The organism is Thalassobaculum litoreum DSM 18839 (assembly GCF_900102465.1).
Lineage (GTDB): Bacteria > Pseudomonadota > Alphaproteobacteria > Thalassobaculales > Thalassobaculaceae > Thalassobaculum > Thalassobaculum litoreum.
This window is the reverse complement of record NZ_FNBW01000002.1, coordinates 181457-198891: the sequence shown is the minus strand read 5'-3', so window position 1 is coordinate 198891 and position 17435 is coordinate 181457. Positions and strand designations below refer to the sequence as shown.

General features: G+C 68.5%; 19 protein-coding genes. 12 read left to right on the top strand and 7 right to left on the bottom strand.

Going from position 1 to position 17435, the window contains the following annotated elements; genetic code table 11:
- Positions 1-21: 21 nt before the first annotated feature.
- Positions 22-1635, bottom strand: a complete 1614-nt coding sequence (gene crtD, locus BLS34_RS04120; protein WP_093148357.1) for a 1-hydroxycarotenoid 3,4-desaturase CrtD — start codon at positions 1633-1635, stop codon at positions 22-24.
- Positions 1636-1740: 105 nt separating this feature from the next.
- On the opposite strand from crtD, the gene BLS34_RS04115 reads away from it, so the two are divergent.
- The 12 genes from BLS34_RS04115 to pufC all read left to right on the top strand — a co-directional run bounded on the left by BLS34_RS04115 (position 1741) and on the right by pufC (position 12596).
- Entirely contained in the window at positions 1741-2610 is an 870-nt protein-coding gene (locus tag BLS34_RS04115; protein WP_093148355.1) for a polyprenyl synthetase family protein, read from the top strand.
- A gap of 14 nt (positions 2611-2624) precedes the next feature.
- Entirely contained in the window at positions 2625-3773 is a 1149-nt protein-coding gene (locus BLS34_RS04110) for a methyltransferase (protein ID WP_093148353.1), read from the top strand.
- Between the two features lie 112 nt (positions 3774-3885).
- Complete coding sequence (gene bchC, locus BLS34_RS04105) at positions 3886-4827, top strand: chlorophyll synthesis pathway protein BchC (protein ID WP_425441422.1); 942 nt, start codon at positions 3886-3888, stop codon at positions 4825-4827.
- Entirely contained in the window at positions 4824-5795 is a 972-nt protein-coding gene (locus BLS34_RS04100; RefSeq protein ID WP_028793870.1) for a chlorophyllide a reductase iron protein subunit X, read from the top strand. Before bchC ends, BLS34_RS04100 begins: the two co-directional genes overlap by 4 nt.
- Positions 5796-5806: 11 nt before the next feature.
- Entirely contained in the window at positions 5807-7300 is a 1494-nt protein-coding gene (bchY, locus tag BLS34_RS04095; RefSeq protein WP_084618766.1) for a chlorophyllide a reductase subunit Y, read from the top strand.
- 3 nt (positions 7301-7303) lie between these two features.
- On the top strand, positions 7304-8767 hold the full coding sequence (bchZ, locus tag BLS34_RS04090; RefSeq protein ID WP_093148350.1) for a chlorophyllide a reductase subunit Z: 1464 nt from the start codon (positions 7304-7306) through the stop codon (positions 8765-8767).
- A gap of 31 nt (positions 8768-8798) precedes the next feature.
- A complete protein-coding gene (locus tag BLS34_RS04085) occupies positions 8799-9026 on the top strand; it encodes a hypothetical protein (protein ID WP_038013917.1) in 228 nt (75 codons plus the stop codon).
- A 138-nt stretch (positions 9027-9164) separates the two neighbouring features.
- A complete protein-coding gene (pufB, locus tag BLS34_RS04080) occupies positions 9165-9392 on the top strand; it encodes a light-harvesting antenna LH1, beta subunit (protein ID WP_028793872.1) in 228 nt (75 codons plus the stop codon).
- Positions 9393-9405: 13 nt separating this feature from the next.
- On the top strand, positions 9406-9537 hold the full coding sequence (pufA, locus tag BLS34_RS04075) for a light-harvesting antenna LH1, alpha subunit (RefSeq protein ID WP_084618767.1): 132 nt from the start codon (positions 9406-9408) through the stop codon (positions 9535-9537).
- A 198-nt stretch (positions 9538-9735) separates the two neighbouring features.
- Positions 9736-10560 (top strand): photosynthetic reaction center subunit L, encoded by an 825-nt coding sequence (gene pufL, locus BLS34_RS04070; protein WP_028793873.1) that lies wholly within the window; start codon positions 9736-9738, stop codon positions 10558-10560.
- A gap of 18 nt (positions 10561-10578) precedes the next feature.
- A complete protein-coding gene (gene pufM / locus BLS34_RS04065; protein WP_028793874.1) occupies positions 10579-11538 on the top strand; it encodes a photosynthetic reaction center subunit M in 960 nt (319 codons plus the stop codon).
- A gap of 14 nt (positions 11539-11552) precedes the next feature.
- Positions 11553-12596 (top strand): photosynthetic reaction center cytochrome PufC, encoded by a 1044-nt coding sequence (gene pufC, locus BLS34_RS04060; RefSeq protein ID WP_028793875.1) that lies wholly within the window; start codon positions 11553-11555, stop codon positions 12594-12596.
- 291 nt (positions 12597-12887) lie between these two features.
- Here the strand turns inward: pufC and idi are convergent, their stop codons facing one another.
- The 6 genes from idi to puhC are packed head-to-tail and all read right to left on the bottom strand — an operon-like array spanning position 12888 to position 17427.
- Entirely contained in the window at positions 12888-13421 is a 534-nt protein-coding gene (gene idi / locus BLS34_RS04055; protein WP_093148347.1) for an isopentenyl-diphosphate Delta-isomerase, read from the bottom strand.
- A gap of 5 nt (positions 13422-13426) precedes the next feature.
- A complete protein-coding gene (gene hemA / locus BLS34_RS04050) occupies positions 13427-14647 on the bottom strand; it encodes a 5-aminolevulinate synthase (RefSeq protein WP_093148344.1) in 1221 nt (406 codons plus the stop codon).
- A gap of 31 nt (positions 14648-14678) precedes the next feature.
- Positions 14679-15518, bottom strand: coding sequence for a putative photosynthetic complex assembly protein PuhE (puhE, locus tag BLS34_RS04045; protein WP_215906037.1), 840 nt, complete (start codon positions 15516-15518; stop codon positions 14679-14681).
- Positions 15519-15524: 6 nt separating this feature from the next.
- The gene (acsF, locus tag BLS34_RS04040; protein ID WP_038013921.1) at positions 15525-16598 is read right to left on the bottom strand and encodes a magnesium-protoporphyrin IX monomethyl ester (oxidative) cyclase; all 1074 of its coding nucleotides are present in this window, start codon (positions 16596-16598) and stop codon (positions 15525-15527) included.
- Positions 16595-16900, bottom strand: a complete 306-nt coding sequence (locus BLS34_RS04035; RefSeq protein WP_245565580.1) for a hypothetical protein — start codon at positions 16898-16900, stop codon at positions 16595-16597. Before BLS34_RS04035 ends, acsF begins: the two co-directional genes overlap by 4 nt.
- The gene (gene puhC / locus BLS34_RS04030) at positions 16897-17427 is read right to left on the bottom strand and encodes a photosynthetic complex assembly protein PuhC (RefSeq protein WP_175474087.1); all 531 of its coding nucleotides are present in this window, start codon (positions 17425-17427) and stop codon (positions 16897-16899) included. The genes BLS34_RS04035 and puhC overlap by 4 nt, the downstream gene beginning before the upstream one ends.
- Between the last annotated feature and the right edge of the window lie 8 nt (positions 17428-17435).

The following is a 17435-nucleotide window of genomic DNA, read 5'->3' as shown; positions in this document are numbered from 1 at the left end:
TGCCGACGAAGGCGATGATCGTCAGTCCGCAGGTCCCGTCGTCGCTGATCGCATCGACATACCACCAGGCATAGCCACCCGGCGGGACCGGTTGCGCGAAGTCAGGTCCGTCAGGATCCGCTCGGCCGCGCGCCGGCCCGACAGCGCCGCCATCGCGATTCCCGGCCCCGGATGCACGCTGCCCCCCGCCAGGTACAGCCCCGGCAGCCGGGTCTGCGCCCCGTTCCTCTCGAACGCCGCCTTCCACCCGTGTCCCGCCGGTCCGTAGATCGCGCCCCCCGTGCCGGGAAACCGGCGCGCGAAATCCGCCGGACTCGTCACCACCCTCTGCGCCGGGGTGCCGGCGAGGGTGAGGCCGCAGCGCGCCATCAGGGCCGTCGCGCTCTCTGTGCATCGCTGTGTCTCCTCGTCCTCGAAGGTCTCGGTGTCGCCGGTGGCGGGGGCATTGATGATGGCGAACAGTCGCTCCGGCCCGGTTGTGCGGTCACCCTCGCCGTCCCCGGCATCCCGGTCCTGGGCGCATAGATAGACGGTGGGCCGGTGCGGCAGGCGGCGGTGCCGGAACAGGTCCTCGAACTCGCCGCGATAGTCGTCGCCGAAAAAGACGTTGTGCCGGACCAGGGGGAACCCGTCGGTCTCGGCCACCATCGACAGGGTGAGGGCGGACAGGGAGCGCCTGCCCGGTGCGGTGGCCGTCGCGGCACCGCGCACCGCCTCGCCCAATAGGCCGCTACCCAGCGCGCTGACATCGCCGCAGAACAGCACGGCGTCGGCGCGCAGGGTTTCGCCGTCGTCCAGCCGAACGCCGGTCGTCCGTCCGCCGTCGGTCAGGATCGTCTCCGCACCGGTGGAGAACCGGAACGCGGCGCCGTGGGATGCCGCGACGGCCGTCATGGCCTCCGGCAGGCGCGTCATGCCGCCGTCGATGGTCCACACGCCGGACTGCTCCACATGGGCGATCAGCATCAGCGTCGCCGGCGCCGCGAAGGGCGAGGCGCCGCAATAGGTGGCATAGCGGGCATAGAGCTGGCGCAGCCGCGGGTCGCGGAACCGTCGGCCGAGCGCGTCCCACAGGGTGGCGAAGGGCTGGGCGGCGGCGAGGTCGCGCGCGCCCGACAATCCGCCGGCCAGGGAAAGGCCGATCGGCGTGGGGCGTGGCCCGCGGATGAACGGCGCTTCCATGCTGCGGTAGACCCGCGCCGCGTGGTCGCAGAAGTCCCGGTACCGGTCGGCTTCCGCGATCCCGGCGAAATCGGCGATCGCCGCGGCCGAGCGTTCGGGATCGGCGAACAGGTCCAGGCGTTCGTCCCGGCTCCAGGCATGGCGGGCCAGGATCTCCGCCGGCCGCAGTGTCAGATGATCGTCCAGCCGGGTTCCGGCGTCGTCGAACAGCTCCTCGAAGGCCCAGCGCATGGTCACCACGGTCGGGCCGGAATCCACTGGCCGGCCGGCGACCGGAACCGCCCGGATCTTGCCGCCGGCATGATCCGCCGCTTCCACCACCGTGACCGCGAGGCCGCGCGCCGCCAGCAGCACGGCGGCGGACAGGCCCGCCATTCCCGCGCCCACGATGATCACCCGGTCGCTCGTCGGGGCCGGCTCGTGGGAGATGCGCTTCCGGTCCGATCGGATCATGGGGTCGCAATCGTTCGTTGCCGGGGAATTCAACGTGTGTATAGAATAATTGACACATTAAAATGTCCAATAAGAAATACACAGAAAAACACGAGGGAGGCGGAGATGGACATCAGGCTCAGGATCGAGCAGGCCCTCGAGGCGGCAGTGTCGGCGGGAGAGACCCAGGAGGCTCCTCCCGGACTGGCGGCCGCCATCCGTTATGCTGTGTTCCCCGCCGGGCACCGGATCCGACCGCGGATCCTTCTCGGTGTTGCCGCCGCCTGCGGCGACGACGCGCCGGAGGTGAGCGACGCGGCGGCCGCGGCGATCGAGCTGCTGCACTGCGCGTCCCTCGCTCACGATGACCTGCCCGCCTTCGACGGCGCCTCGACGCGGCGGGGCAAGCCGTCGCTGCACCGCGCCTATGGCGAGCCGCTTGCCGTGCTGACCGGCGACGCACTGATCGTGATGGCCTTCGAGACCCTGGCGCGTGGCGCGGGCGGTCGGCCGGAGCGTCTCGGCCCCTTGGTCGCGGCCGTGGGCCGCGCGGTGGGCACACCGGGCGGCATCTGCGCCGGTCAGGCCTGGGAAGGCGAGGCCAAGGTGGATCTGTCGGCCTATCAGCGGGCCAAGACCGGCGCCCTGTTCGCCGGCGCCGCCGCCGCCGGGGCGATCGCCGCCGGTCGCGTTGGAGAGCCCTGGATGGCCTTCGGCAACGGCCTGGGCGAAGCGTATCAGGTGGCGGACGATATCTGCGACCTGATCGCCGACCCGGAGGTGATCGGCAAGCCGGTCGGACAGGACCAGGCGCATGCCCGTCCCAACGCCGCCCGAGAGCTTGGACTGGAGGGGGCGAAGAAGCGGCTGGCGACACTGATGCGCCGGGCCGTCGAGTCGATCCCCGACTGTCCCGGCCGTGACGGCCTGTGCGCGATGGTCATGGCCGAGGGCGGCAAGATCCTTCCCAAGGGCGCGGTCCGCCACGCCGCCTGACGGCGGCACCGGCCATGGCCGATCACGCGACCCCGATCCATCCCCCTGCGTCCGGCTCCTGGCGGGATCGGTGGCAGAATTTCCGGATACGGCTGATCGCCGATCCCACCTTCCAGCGCTTCGCCGCGGGGTTTCCGCCGACCCGCTGGATCGCCCGGCGCAAGGGACGGGCGCTGTTCGACCTCTGCGCCGGCTTCGTCTACTCCCAGATCCTTGTCGCCTTCGTGCGGCTCCGTGTGGCGGAACATCTGGCCGGCGGTCCCCGCCCGGTGGCGGCGCTTGCCCGCGACCTGTCGCTCGATGCCGATGCGTTGGAGCGGCTGCTGCGGGCGTCCACCGCCCTCGGCCTGACGCGTCGCTGCGGGGAGGGGGTCTACGGGCTGGCCGATCTCGGCGCCGCCCTGCTGGGCAATGCCGGCGTGGCCGAGATGATCGAGCATCACGCCGCCCTCTACGCCGACCTCGCCGATCCGACCGCCCTGCTGCGCGGCGGTTCGGGGGAAAGGGCGCTGGAACACTATTGGGGCTACGCCACCGCCGAGGCGGCGTCGGGGCTGAGCGGCGACCGGGTCGCGGCCTATAGCGAGCTGATGGCGGCCTCGGTGCCGATGGTCGCCGAGGACGTTCTGGATGCCCATCCCCTGGACGGCCGCAGGCTGCTCATGGACGTGGGCGGCGGGTCGGGCCGCTTCGTCGCCGCCGCTCTCCATCGCCACCCCGGACTGCACGCCGTCGTCGCCGATCTGCCGTCGGTCGCGGAGCTGGCGCGGGACCGGTTCGCGGCCGAGGGGCTCGAGGGGCGGGCGCAGGTCGCCGGACTGGATTTCCATCGCGATCCGCTGCCCGTGGGGGCGGATGTCGCGACCCTGATCCGGGTGTGCTTCGACCACGACGACGCGCGTGTCGCCCGCCTGCTCGGCCAGGTGCGCGCGGCCCTGGCGCCGGGTGGCCGGCTGCTGCTGGCCGAGGTGATGACCGACGCTGAGAGGCCCGAGCCGATCGGCGACGCGTATTTCGGATTCTATCTCCTGGCCATGGGGCGAGGGCGCTGCCGGAGCGTCGAGAAACTGCGGGACATGCTGCGCAAGGCGGGCTTCCGGGCGGTCCGCGAGGTGCCCACCCGCCGGCCGATGCTGGCCCGTCTTCTGACGGCCGAGGTGTAAGGCAATTGGTTAAGAAAAGATGTCAAAAAGATTTGACACTCTAAAATGTAAAGCTAGACTGACAACACTAGATAGAGCGGACCCAAGCCGCCGACCCGGAGGAACCCGTCTGATGATCTCCGCTACCGCCATCGTCCTCGAACAGCCCGAGCGCCTGTCGTTCCGCGCGGTCGATCTGACCGAGCCCGGCCCGGACGACGTGGTGGTGAACATCGACTGGACCGGGGTCAGCACCGGGACCGAGCGCTTGCTGTATTCCGGCCAGATGCCGGCCTTCCCGGGCATGGGATATCCGCTGGTTCCGGGGTACGAAACGGTCGGTCGGATCGCCGGTGGTGCCCGATCGGGCGAGCGGGTTTTCGTTCCAGGCGCCCAGTGTTTCGGTGAGATCCGCGGCCTGTTCGGCGGCTCCGCCTCGCGCTTGGTGGTGCCCTCGGCCCGGGCCGTGCGGATCGACGACGGACTGGGCGAGCGCGGTACGCTGATGGCGCTGGCCGCCACCGCCTACCACGCCCTCGCCGCGCCCGAGGCGCGCCTGCCGGAGCTCATCGTCGGGCACGGCGTGCTGGGTCGCCTGATCGCCCGGATCACGACGGTTCTCGCCGCCGAACGCGGCACACCCGCACCGGTGGTGTGGGAGACCAACGCCGGCCGCCGGTCCGGCGCCGTCGGCTACGAGGTCGTGCATCCGATGGATGATGACCGCCGGAACTACCCGGTGATCTGCGACGTCAGCGGCGACTCCGAGATTCTGGACACCGTCATCGCCTGCCTCGCCCCGGGTGGCGAGATCGTGCTGGCGGGGTTCTACAGCAAGCCCCTGGGCTTCGCCTTTCCGCCGGCCTTCATCCGCGAGGCGCGCATCCGCATCGCCGCGGAGTGGAAGCCGGCCGACCTCACGGCCGTGATCGCGTTGATCGACGAGGGTCGGCTGTCGCTGGACGGCCTGATCACCCACCGCGTCGATGCCGCCCAGGCCGAGGGTGCGTACCGCACCGCCTTCGAGGATGCCGACTGTCTCAAGATGATCATGGATTGGAGAGCGTTCTCATGACGCCGACCCTGACAGCTCACGCCACGCTCGCTACCGACACCGACATCGAGCATGCGCCGGCCAAGAAGACCGAGGTCATCGCGATCTACGGCAAGGGCGGGATCGGCAAGAGCTTCACGCTCGCCAACCTCAGTTACATGATGGCCCAGCAGGGCAAGCGGGTGCTGCTGATCGGCTGCGATCCGAAGAGCGACACCACCTCGCTGCTGTTCGGCGGGCGGAGCTGCCCGACGATCATCGAGACGTCCTCGAAGAAGAAGGCGGCCGGCGAGACTGTCGAGATCGGCGACGTCTGCTTCATGCGGGACGGCGTCTTCGCCATGGAGCTCGGCGGTCCCGAGGTCGGGCGCGGTTGCGGCGGACGCGGAATCATCCACGGCTTCGAACTGCTGGAGAAGCTCGGCTTCCACGACTGGGACTTCGACTACGTCCTGCTCGACTTCCTGGGCGACGTGGTGTGCGGCGGCTTCGGTCTGCCGATCGCCCGCGACATGTGCCAGAAGGTCATCGTCGTCGGCTCGAACGACCTGCAGTCGCTCTATGTCGCCAACAACGTCTGCTCGGCGGTCGACTACTTCCGCAATCTCGGGGGCAATGTCGGCGTCGCCGGGCTGATGATCAACAAGGACGACGGCACCGGCGAGGCCCAGGCCTTCGCCAAGGCGGTCGGCATCCCGGTCCTGGCCGAAATCCCGGCCCACGAGGACATCCGCCGCAAGAGCGCCAACTACGAGATCATCGGCCGGCCCGGCACCGAATGGGCCTCCCTGTTCGAAGGTCTCGCGGCCCGTGCCGCCGAGGCGCCGCCGGTGCGTCCGACCCCGCTCAGCCACGACGACCTGCTCGGCCTGTTCAAGGGCGACGCGGTCGGGCGCGGCGTGACCCTGCAGCCGGCGTCCCTCGCCGACATGTGCGGGGCCGCCTACGCCCCGCGGCCGTCCCTCGAAGTCGTCTACGAAGGCGTGTGAGGGCAGTCGAGATGCAAGATATCGGTCCCGATCCCCGCAAGGCTTCAGCGCCTTCCGCCGCCAAGAAGAAGGCGGAGAAGGCCCTGCTCGGCTGCCATGCCGGCCCCGGCGTGATGGAAGACGCGGCCCGGTCGGCCGGCAAGAGCGACACCCTCGACCAGCTCGCCGCCGATTATCCCAAGGGCCCGCACGATCAGCCGCAATCCATGTGTCCGGCCTTCGGCGCCCTGCGCGTCGGCCTGCGGATGCGACGCACCGCGACGATCCTGTCCGGCTCTGCCTGCTGCGTGTACGGCCTGACCTTCACCTCGCATTTCTACGGTGCGCGACGCACGGTCGGCTACGTCCCGTTCAATTCGGAGACCCTGGTCACCGGCCAGCTCTACGAGGACATCCGCGACGCCACCAAGGAAATCGCGGATCCGGAGAAGTACGACGCGGTCGTGGTCATCAACCTGTGTGTGCCGACGGCGTCGGGCGTCCCGCTCGACCGGTTGCCGCCGCAGATCGACGGCGTGCGGATCATCGGCATCGACGTCCCCGGTTTCGGCGTACCGACCCATGCGGAAGCCAAGGACGTGCTGGCCGGCGCGATGCTGCGCTATGCCCGCAAGGAAATCGAAGCCGGGCCCGTTGCCCGCCCGCGCTCGCTCAAGGACGACCGGCCGACCGTCACCCTGATCGGCGAGCTGTTCCCGGCCGATCCGGTCGGCATCGGCGCGCTGCTGGATCCCATGGGCCTGTCGGTGGCGCCGCAGCTTCCCTCGCGGGAATGGCGCGACCTCTATGCCTGCCTGGACAGCCGCGTGGCCGCCGCCGTGCATCCCTTCTATATCGCCAGCGTGCGCGAGTTCGCGACCGCCGGTCGGCCGGTGGTCGGCTCCGGCCCGGTCGGGGTCGACGGCACGGCCGCCTGGCTGGAAAAGATCGGTGCCGCCGCCGGCGTGTCCGAGAAGCAGATCGATGCCGCTAAGTCCGCCGCCCTGCCGGCGATCCGCGGCGCGCTGGCCGGCAATCCGGTGAAGGCGACGGTGACGGTCTCCGGCTACGAGGGCTCCGAGCTGCTGGTCGCCCGCCTGCTGATCGAGGCCGGCGCGCGGGTGCCTTATGTCGGCACCGCCTGCCCGAAGACCGAGTGGAGCAAGGACGACCGCGAGTGGCTGGAGGCCAAGGGCTGCCACGTGCAGTACCGCGCCTCGCTCGAGCAGGACCTCGCCGCGATGAAGGACGTCAAACCCGACCTCGCATTGGGGACCACGCCTCTGGTGCAGGCTGCCAAGGAGCAAGGAACGCCGGCGGTCTACTTCACGAACATGGTCTCCGCCCGGCCCCTGTTCGGTCCCGCCGGTGCGGCCTCAATGGCCGGCATCGTGGCGGCACAGACCGGGGGACGGGCCCGCTTCGCCGACATGGTCGACTTCTTCGACGGTGTCGGCACCGGCGAGACCGCCGGCTACACCGTGCCGTCCCGCGCGGCGGCGTCACCGATGTCGGCGGGAGACTGAGCCATGCTGGTCCTCGATCACGATCGCGCGGGCGGCTACTGGGGGGCGGTCTATGCCTTCACCGCCATCAAGGGTCTGCGCTGCGTCATCGACGGCCCGGTGGGCTGCGAGAACCTGCCGGTCACGGCCGTCCTGCACTACACCGACGGCCTGCCGCCGCACGAGCTTCCGGTCACCGTCACCGGCCTGTCCGAGGACGAGCTGTCGATGAACGGCACCGAGCAGGCGCTGCGCCGCGCCAGTGCCACCCAGGACGAGAGCATCCCGGCGGTGGTCGTCACCGGCAGCATCGCCGAGATGATCGGCGGCGGCGTGACGCCGGAAGGCTCCAATATCCGCCGCTTCCTGCCGCGCACCATCGACGAGGACCAGTGGCAGAGTGCGGACCGCGCCCTGTACTGGCTGTGGACCGAGTTCGGCCCGAAGAAGGTGCCGGCCCGTGCCGAGATGAAGAAGAAGGAGGGGGCCAAGCCGCGCGTGAACATCATCGGCGCGATCTACGGCACCTTCAACATGCCCTCGGACCTGGCGGAGATCAGCCGGCTGGTGGAAGGCATCGGTTGCGAGATCAACATGGTCTTCCCGCTGGGCAGCCATCTGAAGGACATCAAGAAGCTCCCCGACGCGGATGTGAACATCTGCCTGTACCGGGAGTTCGGCCGAAATCTCTGCGAGGAGATGGACCGGCCCTATCTGCAGGCGCCCATCGGGATGCACGTCACCACGAATTTCCTGCGCAAGCTGGGCGAGCTGACCGGCCTGGATCCGGAGCCGTTCATCGCCCGCGAGAAGCAGACGACGCTGAAGCCGATCTGGGACCTGTGGCGCAGCGTCACCCAGGACTTCTTCCCGACCGCGTCCTACGCCGTCGTGGCGACCGACACCTATACCCGCGGCCTCACCCAGTTCCTGACCGAGGAACTCGGCATCCCCTGCGCCTTCTCGGTATCGCGCACGGCCGGCACCAAGTCGGACAACGTCGCCGTGAAGGACGCGCTGGCCAAGACCCCGCCGCTGGTGCTGTTCGGCTCCTACAACGAGCGGCTCTACGCCGCCGAGCTGGGCTGCCGGGCGCAGTACATTCCGGCCTCGTTCCCGGGCGCGATCATCCGACGGTCCACCGGCACGCCGTTCATGGGCTACGCCGGGGCGACCTACGTGGTGCAGGAATACTGCAACGCCCTGTTCGACGCCCTGTTCCACATCCTGCCTTTGTCGGTCGACATGGACCGGGTCGATGCGACGCCGGTCAAGGCGGCCCACGCGTCCACGCGTCCCTGGGACGCCGACGCGCAGGGGATGCTCGACCGGCATGTGGAGGCCGTCCCCTTTCTGGTCCGGATCTCCGCCGCCAAGCAGCTGCGTGATCGCGTCGAACGCGACGCCCAGGCGGCCGGCGAGGACCGGATCACGGTGCAAAGAGTCACTCAGGCGCTGTTCGCCATGAAGGAGGGACGGGCGGCCTGACGATCGTAAGACAAGACGGGAGGAATAGCAGATGCACACGCACAAGCCTCCGCGGCGAAGCGGCCACGGCACGGACGACCGGGACTACCGGCTGCTCTTCGTCCTCACTCTGCCCTTGTTCCTGTCGGCGGCCATCGTCGCGAAGGTCCTACCTGCGCGCTGGCGTCCCTGGCCGCCATCCGACCAGTCCACCCGCTCCATCTTCGCGGAGGCACGCGCCGCTGCCGGCGCTTACCTGCCCTACGCGATGATGGGCTAGCGGGTCCCGAGGTTCGTCCGGTTCCGGCCGGACGGGCATCCGCCGAGATTGATCGGGCCTAGCCCGGCATCGACGGATTCTCTGCCGTGCGGGAGAAGCGCGGTAACGCATACGAGAAAGAATCCGAAGGGAAACAAAATGGTAGATTCCAATCGGGCCGACTCTCTTTCGGGACTCACCGAAGGTGAGGCGCAGGAATTCCATCGCTTCTATATGCAGGGGTTTCTGATCTTCACGGCGATCGCGGTGGTCGCTCACATCCTGGTGTGGATGTGGCGCCCCTGGATCCCTGGTCCTGACGGCTATGCGCAGTCGATGATCGACGGCGTCAAGGTCGCAGCGACTTCTTTGGTCAACCTGGTCTAGGGAGGGACGGGCAATGTGGAGAGTTTGGCTAATCATGGATCCGAGACGGGTGCTCGTAGGGCAGTTCGTCTTCCTGGGGATCCTGGCCTTCTTGATCCATTTCATCCTGTTGAGCACAGATCGCTTCAACTGGCTGGGTGGCTGACGACGGCTATGCCGGGACGATCGTGATCGGAGGCTCAGACAATGAACCTGCCGATCCAGACGCCCGGCACCCAATTCGGGAACGGACGGTGCGCCTCAACAGCCCCGTCCGTCCCCAAAACCGCGGGACTCCTTCGGCCGCTGACCGACCCTTTTCCCTGCGGAGTGACAACAAGGCGGCCATGCGAGGAGCGCGACAATGGCTTTGCTCAGTTTCGAACGCAAATATCGGGTCCGCGGCGGAACGCTGATCGGTGGTGACCTCTTCGACTTCTGGTTTGGTCCCTTCTATGTAGGATTCTTCGGCGTCCTGACGATCTTCTTCTCGGTGCTCGGCACCGCCCTGATCTTCTGGGGGGCGGCCCTGGGCCCGACCTGGAATCCCTGGCTCATCTCCATCGCGCCGCCGGACATCAGTTACGGCCTGGCGCTGGCGCCGCTGGCCGAGGGCGGGCTCTGGCAGATCATCACCATGTGCGCCATCGGCGCCTTCGTGTCCTGGGCCCTGCGCGAGGTCGAGATCTGCCGCAAGCTCGGCATCGGCTATCACGTGCCGATCGCCTTCGGCGTCGCGATCTTCGCCTATGTGACGCTGGTGGTGATCCGGCCGTTCCTGCTGGGGGCCTGGGGACACGGTTTTCCCTACGGCATCTTCAGCCACCTCGATTGGGTGTCGAACGTCGGCTACCAGTTCCTGCACTTCCACTACAACCCGGCGCACATGCTGGCGGTGTCGTTCTTCTTCACCACCTGCCTGCTGCTGTCGCTGCACGGGGCCGTGGTCCTGTCGTCGGTCAACCCGCAACCGGGGGAGACCATCAAGACGCCGGAACACGAGGACACCTATGTCCGCGACACGATCGGCTACTCGGTCGGCACGCTGGGAATTCACCGGCTCGGCCTGTTCGTGGCGCTGAACGCCGGGTTCTGGAGTGCAGTCTGCATCGTCATCAGCGGGCCCTTCTGGACCCGCGGCTGGCCCGAATGGTGGAACTGGTGGCTCGACCTGCCGGTCTGGGGTTAGTCGGGGGAGGAGGGAGAAATGGCTCATTATCAGAATATCTTCACACGCGTCCGGGTTGAGGGACATCCGCACTACGGTGTCCCGCTACCCGCCGGCGACGAGCCGAGGATCGGTACGCCGATCGTCGCCCCGTTCCTCGGATGGATCGGCAACGCGCAGATCGGGCCGATTTATCTGGGGTCGCTGGGCCTCGCCTCGCTCGCCTTCGGACTGACGGCCTTCGTCACCATCGGGCTCAACATGTGGGCCTCGGTGGACTGGAACCCGATCGAGTTCGTCCGACAGCTTCCCTGGCTCGCCCTGGAGCCGCCGTCACCGGAATACGGGCTCTCCATCCCACCGATGAACGAGGGCGGCTGGTGGCTGTTCACCGGGTTCATGCTGACCACCTCGATCATGCTCTGGTGGATGCGCATGTACTCCCGGGCCCGCGCGCTCGGCATGGGCACCCATGTGGCCTGGGCCTTCGCCGCGGCGATCTGGCTGTACCTGGTGCTCGGCTTCATCCGGCCGCTGCTGATGGGGAGCTGGTCGGAGGCGGTACCGTTCGGGATCTTCCCGCACCTGGATTGGACGGCGGCCTTCTCGATCCGGTACGGCAACCTGTTCTACAACCCGTTCCACGCCCTCTCGATCGTCTTCCTGTACGGCTCGGCCCTGCTGTTCGCCATGCACGGCGCGACGATCCTGGCCGTGGGCCGCTACGGCGGCGAGCGCGAGATCGAGCAGATCGTCGACCGCGGTACGGCTTCGGAGCGTGCCGCCCTGTTCTGGCGCTGGACCATGGGCTTCAACGCCTCGATGGAATCGATCCATCGCTGGGCCTGGTGGTTCGCGGTGCTGTGTCCGCTGACCGGCGGCATCGGCATCCTGCTCACCGGGACGGTGGTCGATAACTGGTACCTGTGGGCGGTGAAGCACGACTTTGCGCCGGCCTATCCGGAAATGTGGGCGCCCACCCCGGATCCGACCCAATAAGGAGGGCCTGTGTGATGAAAAACTTCGGCATCTTAGCGGCCATCCTGCCCTTCGCGGCCCTCCTGGTGATCGCCTTCCTCTTCACCGTGGGCTGGGAGCGTCCGCCGATCGGCTACGAGCAGACCGGGTACCGCGGTACCGGCATGCAGGAGCCCAACAACCCTCGGGAACAGGCCATGCTGGCCGCGCTGAACGCGATCCCGGAGGAGATCTATCCGCTCGACAGCCCGGCCGACCTGGCCCAGGCGGACAAGGCGGGCGATGTCTACGAGAACGTCCAGGTGCTGGGCGATCTTCCGGAGCCGCAGTTCATCCGCCTGATGACGGCGATCACCGAGTGGGTGTCGCCGGAGCAGGGATGCAACTACTGCCACAACCCGGACAACCTGGCGGATGACTCGGTCTACACCAAGGTGGTCGCCCGCCGGATGATCCAGATGACCCGTGACGTGAACGCCAACTGGCAGGACCACGTCAAGGAGACCGGCGTGACCTGCTACACCTGCCACCGGGGCAATCCGGTGCCGGAGAACGTCTGGTTCGACGAGGAGCCGCAGCGCTATGCCGGCAAGGGCATGCTGGGGTGGAACCACGACCAGAACCGTCCGTCGGCGCAGAACGGCTATACCTCGCTGCCGGCGACCTCCCTGGCCAGCTATCTGGCGGGGGACGGCAACATCCGGGTCCAGGCCACGGCGGCCCTGCCGACCGATGCCGGTGGCGCCTCGATCAAGCAGACCGAGGAGACCTACGGGCTGATGATGCACATGTCCAGCAGCCTCGGGGTCGGGTGCACCTACTGCCACAACACCCAGGCGATCGGGAGCTGGGAGATGAGCCCGCCGACCCGCACCACCGCCTGGCACGGGATCCGCATGGTCCGCGGCATCAACGCCGACTACCTGGCGCCGTTGCAGGGCACGTTCCCGGAGAACCGTCTGGGCCCGACCGGCGACGTGGCCAAGGCGAACTGCGCCACCTGCCACCAGGGTGTCTTCAAGCCGTTCTACGGCGCGACGATGCTCGACAAGTACCCGTCACTCGCCCCTATGAAGTGACGGCGTCCGGGAAGAGCGCCAATCCAAGCCGGCGCCCTTCTCATCCCTCTCCTTGGGCCGGATCCAGCGTACCGCTGACCGGCCCAATTTTTTTGCCCGGTGCAGCCGACCCTCGCCGCCTCCCGCTCTCTCCCCGGATTTATTCCGGGGCCCACTGGTCCGCAACACGGACGCTGGCGGTTGCGCGGTGAGTTCACTGCCGCAGAAATGCGTGGACCCCGGACTAAATCCGGGGAGTGCGCGGGTGGGGAGGGTTGGAGAAGGGGTGAGGCAGATGTTCAGGTTATCGGATCAGCCCATCAGGTCGGGTCGGCGGTCGGCATAGATCAGGAACCACGGCGCGAACCGCGAGGCGTCGCTCCCCAGCTCGCCGCGCAGCTCCTCGACGCCGATCCAGCGCGTGTCGGAGACCTCTTCCGGATCCGGGTCGAGCGTCAGGGCGTCCGGGGCCGCGCCATGGAACAGGTGGACATGCTCGTGCTCGACCAGCCCGCCGCCGACATCGGCCCGATAGGCGAGTTCCCCCATGGGGCTGAGCGTGACACCGGTGATGCCGAGTTCCTCGGCGAGGCGCCGGCGGGCCGCATCGGCCGCCGTCTCGCGCCAGTGGGGGTGGCTGCAGCAGGTATTCGCCCACAGCCCGCCACAATGGTATTTCGACAGGGCGCGGCGCTGGATCAGCAGCCGTCCCCGACAGGTCACGAAGATCGATACCGCCAAGTGCAGGACGCCCTGGCGGTGCGCCGCCATCTTGCCGATCGGGTAGAGCGAGCCGTCGGCGGCGACCGCCGGGATTTTCGGGTCCTGTACGGCCGCCGTGCCCATGCCGCTCAGGCCACCATCCGGCTCCGGCCGCAGCGCGCCCAGACCTTGCCCAGCGACGTCAGCAGATGGTCGATGTCGGCGTCGGAGTGGATCGGCGACGGGGTGATGCGCAGCCGTTCCGTGCCGCGGGCCACGGTGGGATAGTTGATCGGCTGGACGTAGATTCCGAACTCGTCGAGCAGGGTGTCGCTGATCTGCTTGCAGTGCACCGGATCGCCCACCATCACCGGCACGATATGGCTCGGGTTGGCGAGATGGGGAATGCCGGCGGCATCGAGGCCGGCGCGCACCTTCGCCACCCGGTCGCGCTGGCGCTCCCGCTCCACCTGGCTGGTCTTCAGGTGGCGGATGCTGGTGGCGGCGCCGGCGGCGACCGCCGGCGGCAGGGCGGTGGTGAAGATGAAGCCGGAGGCGAAGCTGCGCACGAAGTCGCACAAGGCGTCCGAGGCCGCGATGTAGCCGCCCATGACACCGAACGCCTTGCCGAGCGTGCCCTCGATCACCGTCAGCCGATGGGCCAGGCCCTCGCGCTCCGAGATGCCGCCGCCGCGCGGACCGTACAGGCCGACCGCATGGACCTCGTCCAGATAGGTCATGGCCCCGTGGGCCTCGGCCACGTCGCAGAGCTCGGCGATCGGCGCGATGTCGCCGTCCATCGAATACACGCTCTCGAAGGCCACCAGCTTCGGCCGGTCCGCCGGCAGGGCCGCCAGCCTGCGGTTCAGATCCTCCGGATCGTTATGGGCGAACAGGATCTTCTCGGCCCGGCTGTGGCGGATGCCCTCGATCATGGAGGCGTGGTTCGACTCGTCGGACAGCACCGCGCAGTTCGGGATCCGCGCCGCCAGCGTGCTGAGCGCCGCCCAGTTGGACACGTAGCCGGAGGTGAAGAGCAGGGCGGCCTCCTTGCCGTGCAGATCGGCCAGCTCGCGCTCCAGCAGCACGTGGTGGTGGTTGGTGCCGGAGATGTTCCGCGTCCCGCCCGCGCCGGCGCCGCACTGGTCGAGCGCGGCGTGCATCGCTTCGAGCACCGGCGGGAACTGGCCCATGCCCAGATAGTCGTTCGAGCACCAGACCGTCACATCGCAGGGGTCGGATCCGTCCTCGGCATGGCGGCGCGCCCGGGGGAAGGCACCCCGGTGGCGCTCGATATCGGTGAAAACCCGGTATCTGCCCTCGGCCCGCAAGGCCTCCAACTGGCCTTCGAAGAAGGATTCGTAGTTCATGGTCACCTCCTGTGTCGTCGCGGTGCCGGGCTCATCCAGAGCCGGTCGCCGGGGTCGGGCGTGGTTCGAAACGGGTCGTTTCCGGGTCGATCGATGCCGGCGCCGTCGGCGCGGTCCGCCCGGCGGCCCAGCGCCAAAGGGCGGCGTCGCGGATCGGCAGCACCATGAACCAGTGCTCGACCGCGCCCAGCAGCAGCAGGCCGGCGATACAGATCAGCCCGGCCACCGCAACGGGCGCGGTGCCGGGATGCCAGGCAGCGGCCAGAGTCAGGGCGGCGGCCGCGGTGATCGCGGTCACCGACAGGGGAAACAGCGGGTTGATGGCCCGCACGGCGAAATAGCTGCGCAGATGCAGCAGGTGGTCGGGCATCAGCTCGTCGGCGAAATGCGGGACCCCCAGGAACAGGTTCAGCTTGGCGCTCAGCCGGCTGGCGAACAGGGCGAGGAAGGTCCAGGCCGCAACCTGGTTCTCCGCCCCCCAGGTCAACACGAACAGCAGGCCGGCCGTCGCCGCCAGGGCGACCTCGTGATAGGCGATGGCGGCGGTGGCCTGGCGGAACCGTTCGGCGCCGGTCGCACCGGGCCGAAGGGCCGTCTTGCGCGGCCCGGTAACGAGCCCAAGCAGGAAGACCAGCTCGTGCCAGCCCCACACCGCCAGGGCCGCCGCGAAGCCGTGGTAACCGGCAGCGGTATCGTCGGCGGTCCGCACGATGGCGATCAGGGCGACCGCCAGCACCGTGGTCGCACCGGTCAGGACGACCGGCCGGTGCTGCCGCGGCAGCCGGACCAGCCACAGGATCAGCCCGGTGCTGAACCACCACAGCCCCAGCGCGAACAGCAGGGGCAGGGCGTATGTGGCGAGGTCCGGCACCGCCGCCTACCAGGTCGGGGCCAGACGGATCGAGGCGGGCACCTCGTGGTCGCGCACCGGATGCAGATACAGCCGCAGCAGGGTTGCCCCGGCCGCCGCCGTCAGGCCGATCCGGCGCAGGCCGCCCATGAGGCCGCCTTCCGCCCGGGCCTCGGCGATGCCGTCGGCGATCCGCCGCAGCCGCTCCAGCCCGGCGCGGAACGCCGGGGCGTCGGTCTGCAGGGTGAAGGGGAAGACCTGCTTGGAGATCTCCGAGGTGACCCGGAACACCTGCAGATCGTACTCGGTCGGATCCAGGCCGAGGGCGGCGTGGAAGTGCGGGCGGTTGTGGTCGCGCACGTACATGGTGGCGTAGACCGCCAGCAGGAAGAAGCGGATCCACAGCTTGTTGCGGCCCTTGAGTAGGTGCGGATTGGCCCGCATCAGCAGGGCGAAGGCCTCGCCGTGCCGGAACTCGTCGTTGCACCACTCCTTGAACCATTTGAAGATCGGGTGGATCCGGTTCTCCGGGTGCTTCTCGAGCTCGCGGTAGATCGTGATATAGCGGGCGTAGCCGATCTTCTCCGACAGGTAGACCGCGTAGAAGATGAATTTCGGGCTGAAATACTTGTACTTCTTGGACTTGGTCAGGAAGCCGAGGTTCACGCCGATGCCGAAATCCTTCAGCGTGTCGTTGATGAAGCCGGCGTGGCGGGATTCATCCCGGGCCATGAAGCGGAACAGCCGCTTGATCTCCGGGTTGGCGACCCGCTTCTTGGTCTCGGCGTAGAGCACGCAGCCGGAAAATTCGGATGTGACCGAACTGACCAGGAAGTCGACCAACTCGCGCTGCAGTTCCGGCGAGTAGCCGTCGAAATCGACCTCGCCCCATTCCTGCGTCCGCTTGAAATGGCCGCGGTTGTCGTCGGCCTGGAACTCCTCCATCAGGCGGTCCCAGTCGGCGCGTACCGGCTCCACGTCGATGCGGTCCAGGGCGTCGAAATCGGTGGTGTAGAAATGCGGGCTCAGCACGGTGTCTTCCCGCGCCATGCCCGTGGTGTCGTAGCGCGCGTCCAGCGCGTCGGCGACGGCGGCGTTCATAGATCCCTCCGTTCGGTAAAGCTGAGATCGTAGAGCTCGGTCAGTTCCAGATGGGCGGCGAGGCGGGTCCACTGCTGCTCGAGCCAGCCGGCCCGGGTCACGGTGGCCCGGCGGGTGATCTGCCGCTTCTCGCCATAGGGCACGGTGATCGGCTCGCCATGGACGAGCACCTGATCGCCGGGCTGGAGCGTGCGGTCGCCCTCGAACTCGACATGGGCGTGGAAGCTCTCGATCGAGCACTCCACGTCGATGGTGCAGTCGACGTCGAATACCTGACGGTCGACCAGGAACATCCCGATCATGGGCGTGCCTCCTTCATCTGGGCTGTGGATCCTGCCGGGCCGGGCAGGAAGGTGGCGAATTCGTGCACGTTGGCGAAGCCGTAGGCCGCCAGATGCAGCACGCTGCCGGTGGCCGGGTCGCTCAGGGAATAGCGGCCGTCGGACCAGCGGGTCAGGGTGAACGGGATCTCGGCGCCCACCCCGTGGACGTAGCGGTCGCGCGAGAGACCCCGCAGCATGCCGCGCACGAAGCCGTGGGTGCCCGGGGCGAGGTCGGCGATCACCTCTCCGGAGGCGGCGTCCAGCACGGCGATGCCGCGGTCCGTCCGGTCCTGGAAGATCAGCGCCCGGCTCTCGACCGTCTCGGCGGCGGGCGGCGCGATGGTGTGGCCGCCCTGCAGCCGGGTGGCGCCGGCCAGCGCGATGGAGAAGGCCACCAGGATGCCGGCGGCGATCAGCGCGCCCCTGGGAACGTCGTTATGAGGAGCGTCGTTTTGGGGCGCGTCGTCGCGGGGGGCGCCGCTGGCTGGGGGGGCTTGGGTGGCCATCGTCATCC

Excerpts from the sequence above, each read along its gene's own strand:
- crtD (WP_093148357.1), bottom strand. The coding sequence starts at position 1,635 with ATGATCCGATCGGACCGGAAGCGCATCTCCCACGAGCCGGCCCCGACG.
- BLS34_RS04115 (WP_093148355.1), top strand. The coding sequence starts at position 1,741 with ATGGACATCAGGCTCAGGATCGAGCAGGCCCTCGAGGCGGCAGTGTCG.
- BLS34_RS04110 (WP_093148353.1), top strand. The coding sequence starts at position 2,625 with ATGGCCGATCACGCGACCCCGATCCATCCCCCTGCGTCCGGCTCCTGG.
- bchC (WP_425441422.1), top strand. The coding sequence starts at position 3,886 with ATGATCTCCGCTACCGCCATCGTCCTCGAACAGCCCGAGCGCCTGTCG.
- BLS34_RS04100 (WP_028793870.1), top strand. The coding sequence starts at position 4,824 with ATGACGCCGACCCTGACAGCTCACGCCACGCTCGCTACCGACACCGAC.
- bchY (WP_084618766.1), top strand. The coding sequence starts at position 5,807 with ATGCAAGATATCGGTCCCGATCCCCGCAAGGCTTCAGCGCCTTCCGCC.
- bchZ (WP_093148350.1), top strand. The coding sequence starts at position 7,304 with ATGCTGGTCCTCGATCACGATCGCGCGGGCGGCTACTGGGGGGCGGTC.
- BLS34_RS04085 (WP_038013917.1), top strand. The coding sequence starts at position 8,799 with ATGCACACGCACAAGCCTCCGCGGCGAAGCGGCCACGGCACGGACGAC.
- pufB (WP_028793872.1), top strand. The coding sequence starts at position 9,165 with ATGGTAGATTCCAATCGGGCCGACTCTCTTTCGGGACTCACCGAAGGT.
- pufA (WP_084618767.1), top strand. The coding sequence starts at position 9,406 with ATGTGGAGAGTTTGGCTAATCATGGATCCGAGACGGGTGCTCGTAGGG.
- pufL (WP_028793873.1), top strand. The coding sequence starts at position 9,736 with ATGGCTTTGCTCAGTTTCGAACGCAAATATCGGGTCCGCGGCGGAACG.
- pufM (WP_028793874.1), top strand. The coding sequence starts at position 10,579 with ATGGCTCATTATCAGAATATCTTCACACGCGTCCGGGTTGAGGGACAT.
- pufC (WP_028793875.1), top strand. The coding sequence starts at position 11,553 with ATGAAAAACTTCGGCATCTTAGCGGCCATCCTGCCCTTCGCGGCCCTC.
- idi (WP_093148347.1), bottom strand. The coding sequence starts at position 13,421 with ATGGGCACGGCGGCCGTACAGGACCCGAAAATCCCGGCGGTCGCCGCC.
- hemA (WP_093148344.1), bottom strand. The coding sequence starts at position 14,647 with ATGAACTACGAATCCTTCTTCGAAGGCCAGTTGGAGGCCTTGCGGGCC.
- acsF (WP_038013921.1), bottom strand. The coding sequence starts at position 16,598 with ATGAACGCCGCCGTCGCCGACGCGCTGGACGCGCGCTACGACACCACG.
- BLS34_RS04035 (WP_245565580.1), bottom strand. The coding sequence starts at position 16,900 with ATGATCGGGATGTTCCTGGTCGACCGTCAGGTATTCGACGTCGACTGC.
- puhC (WP_175474087.1), bottom strand. The coding sequence starts at position 17,427 with ATGGCCACCCAAGCCCCCCCAGCCAGCGGCGCCCCCCGCGACGACGCG.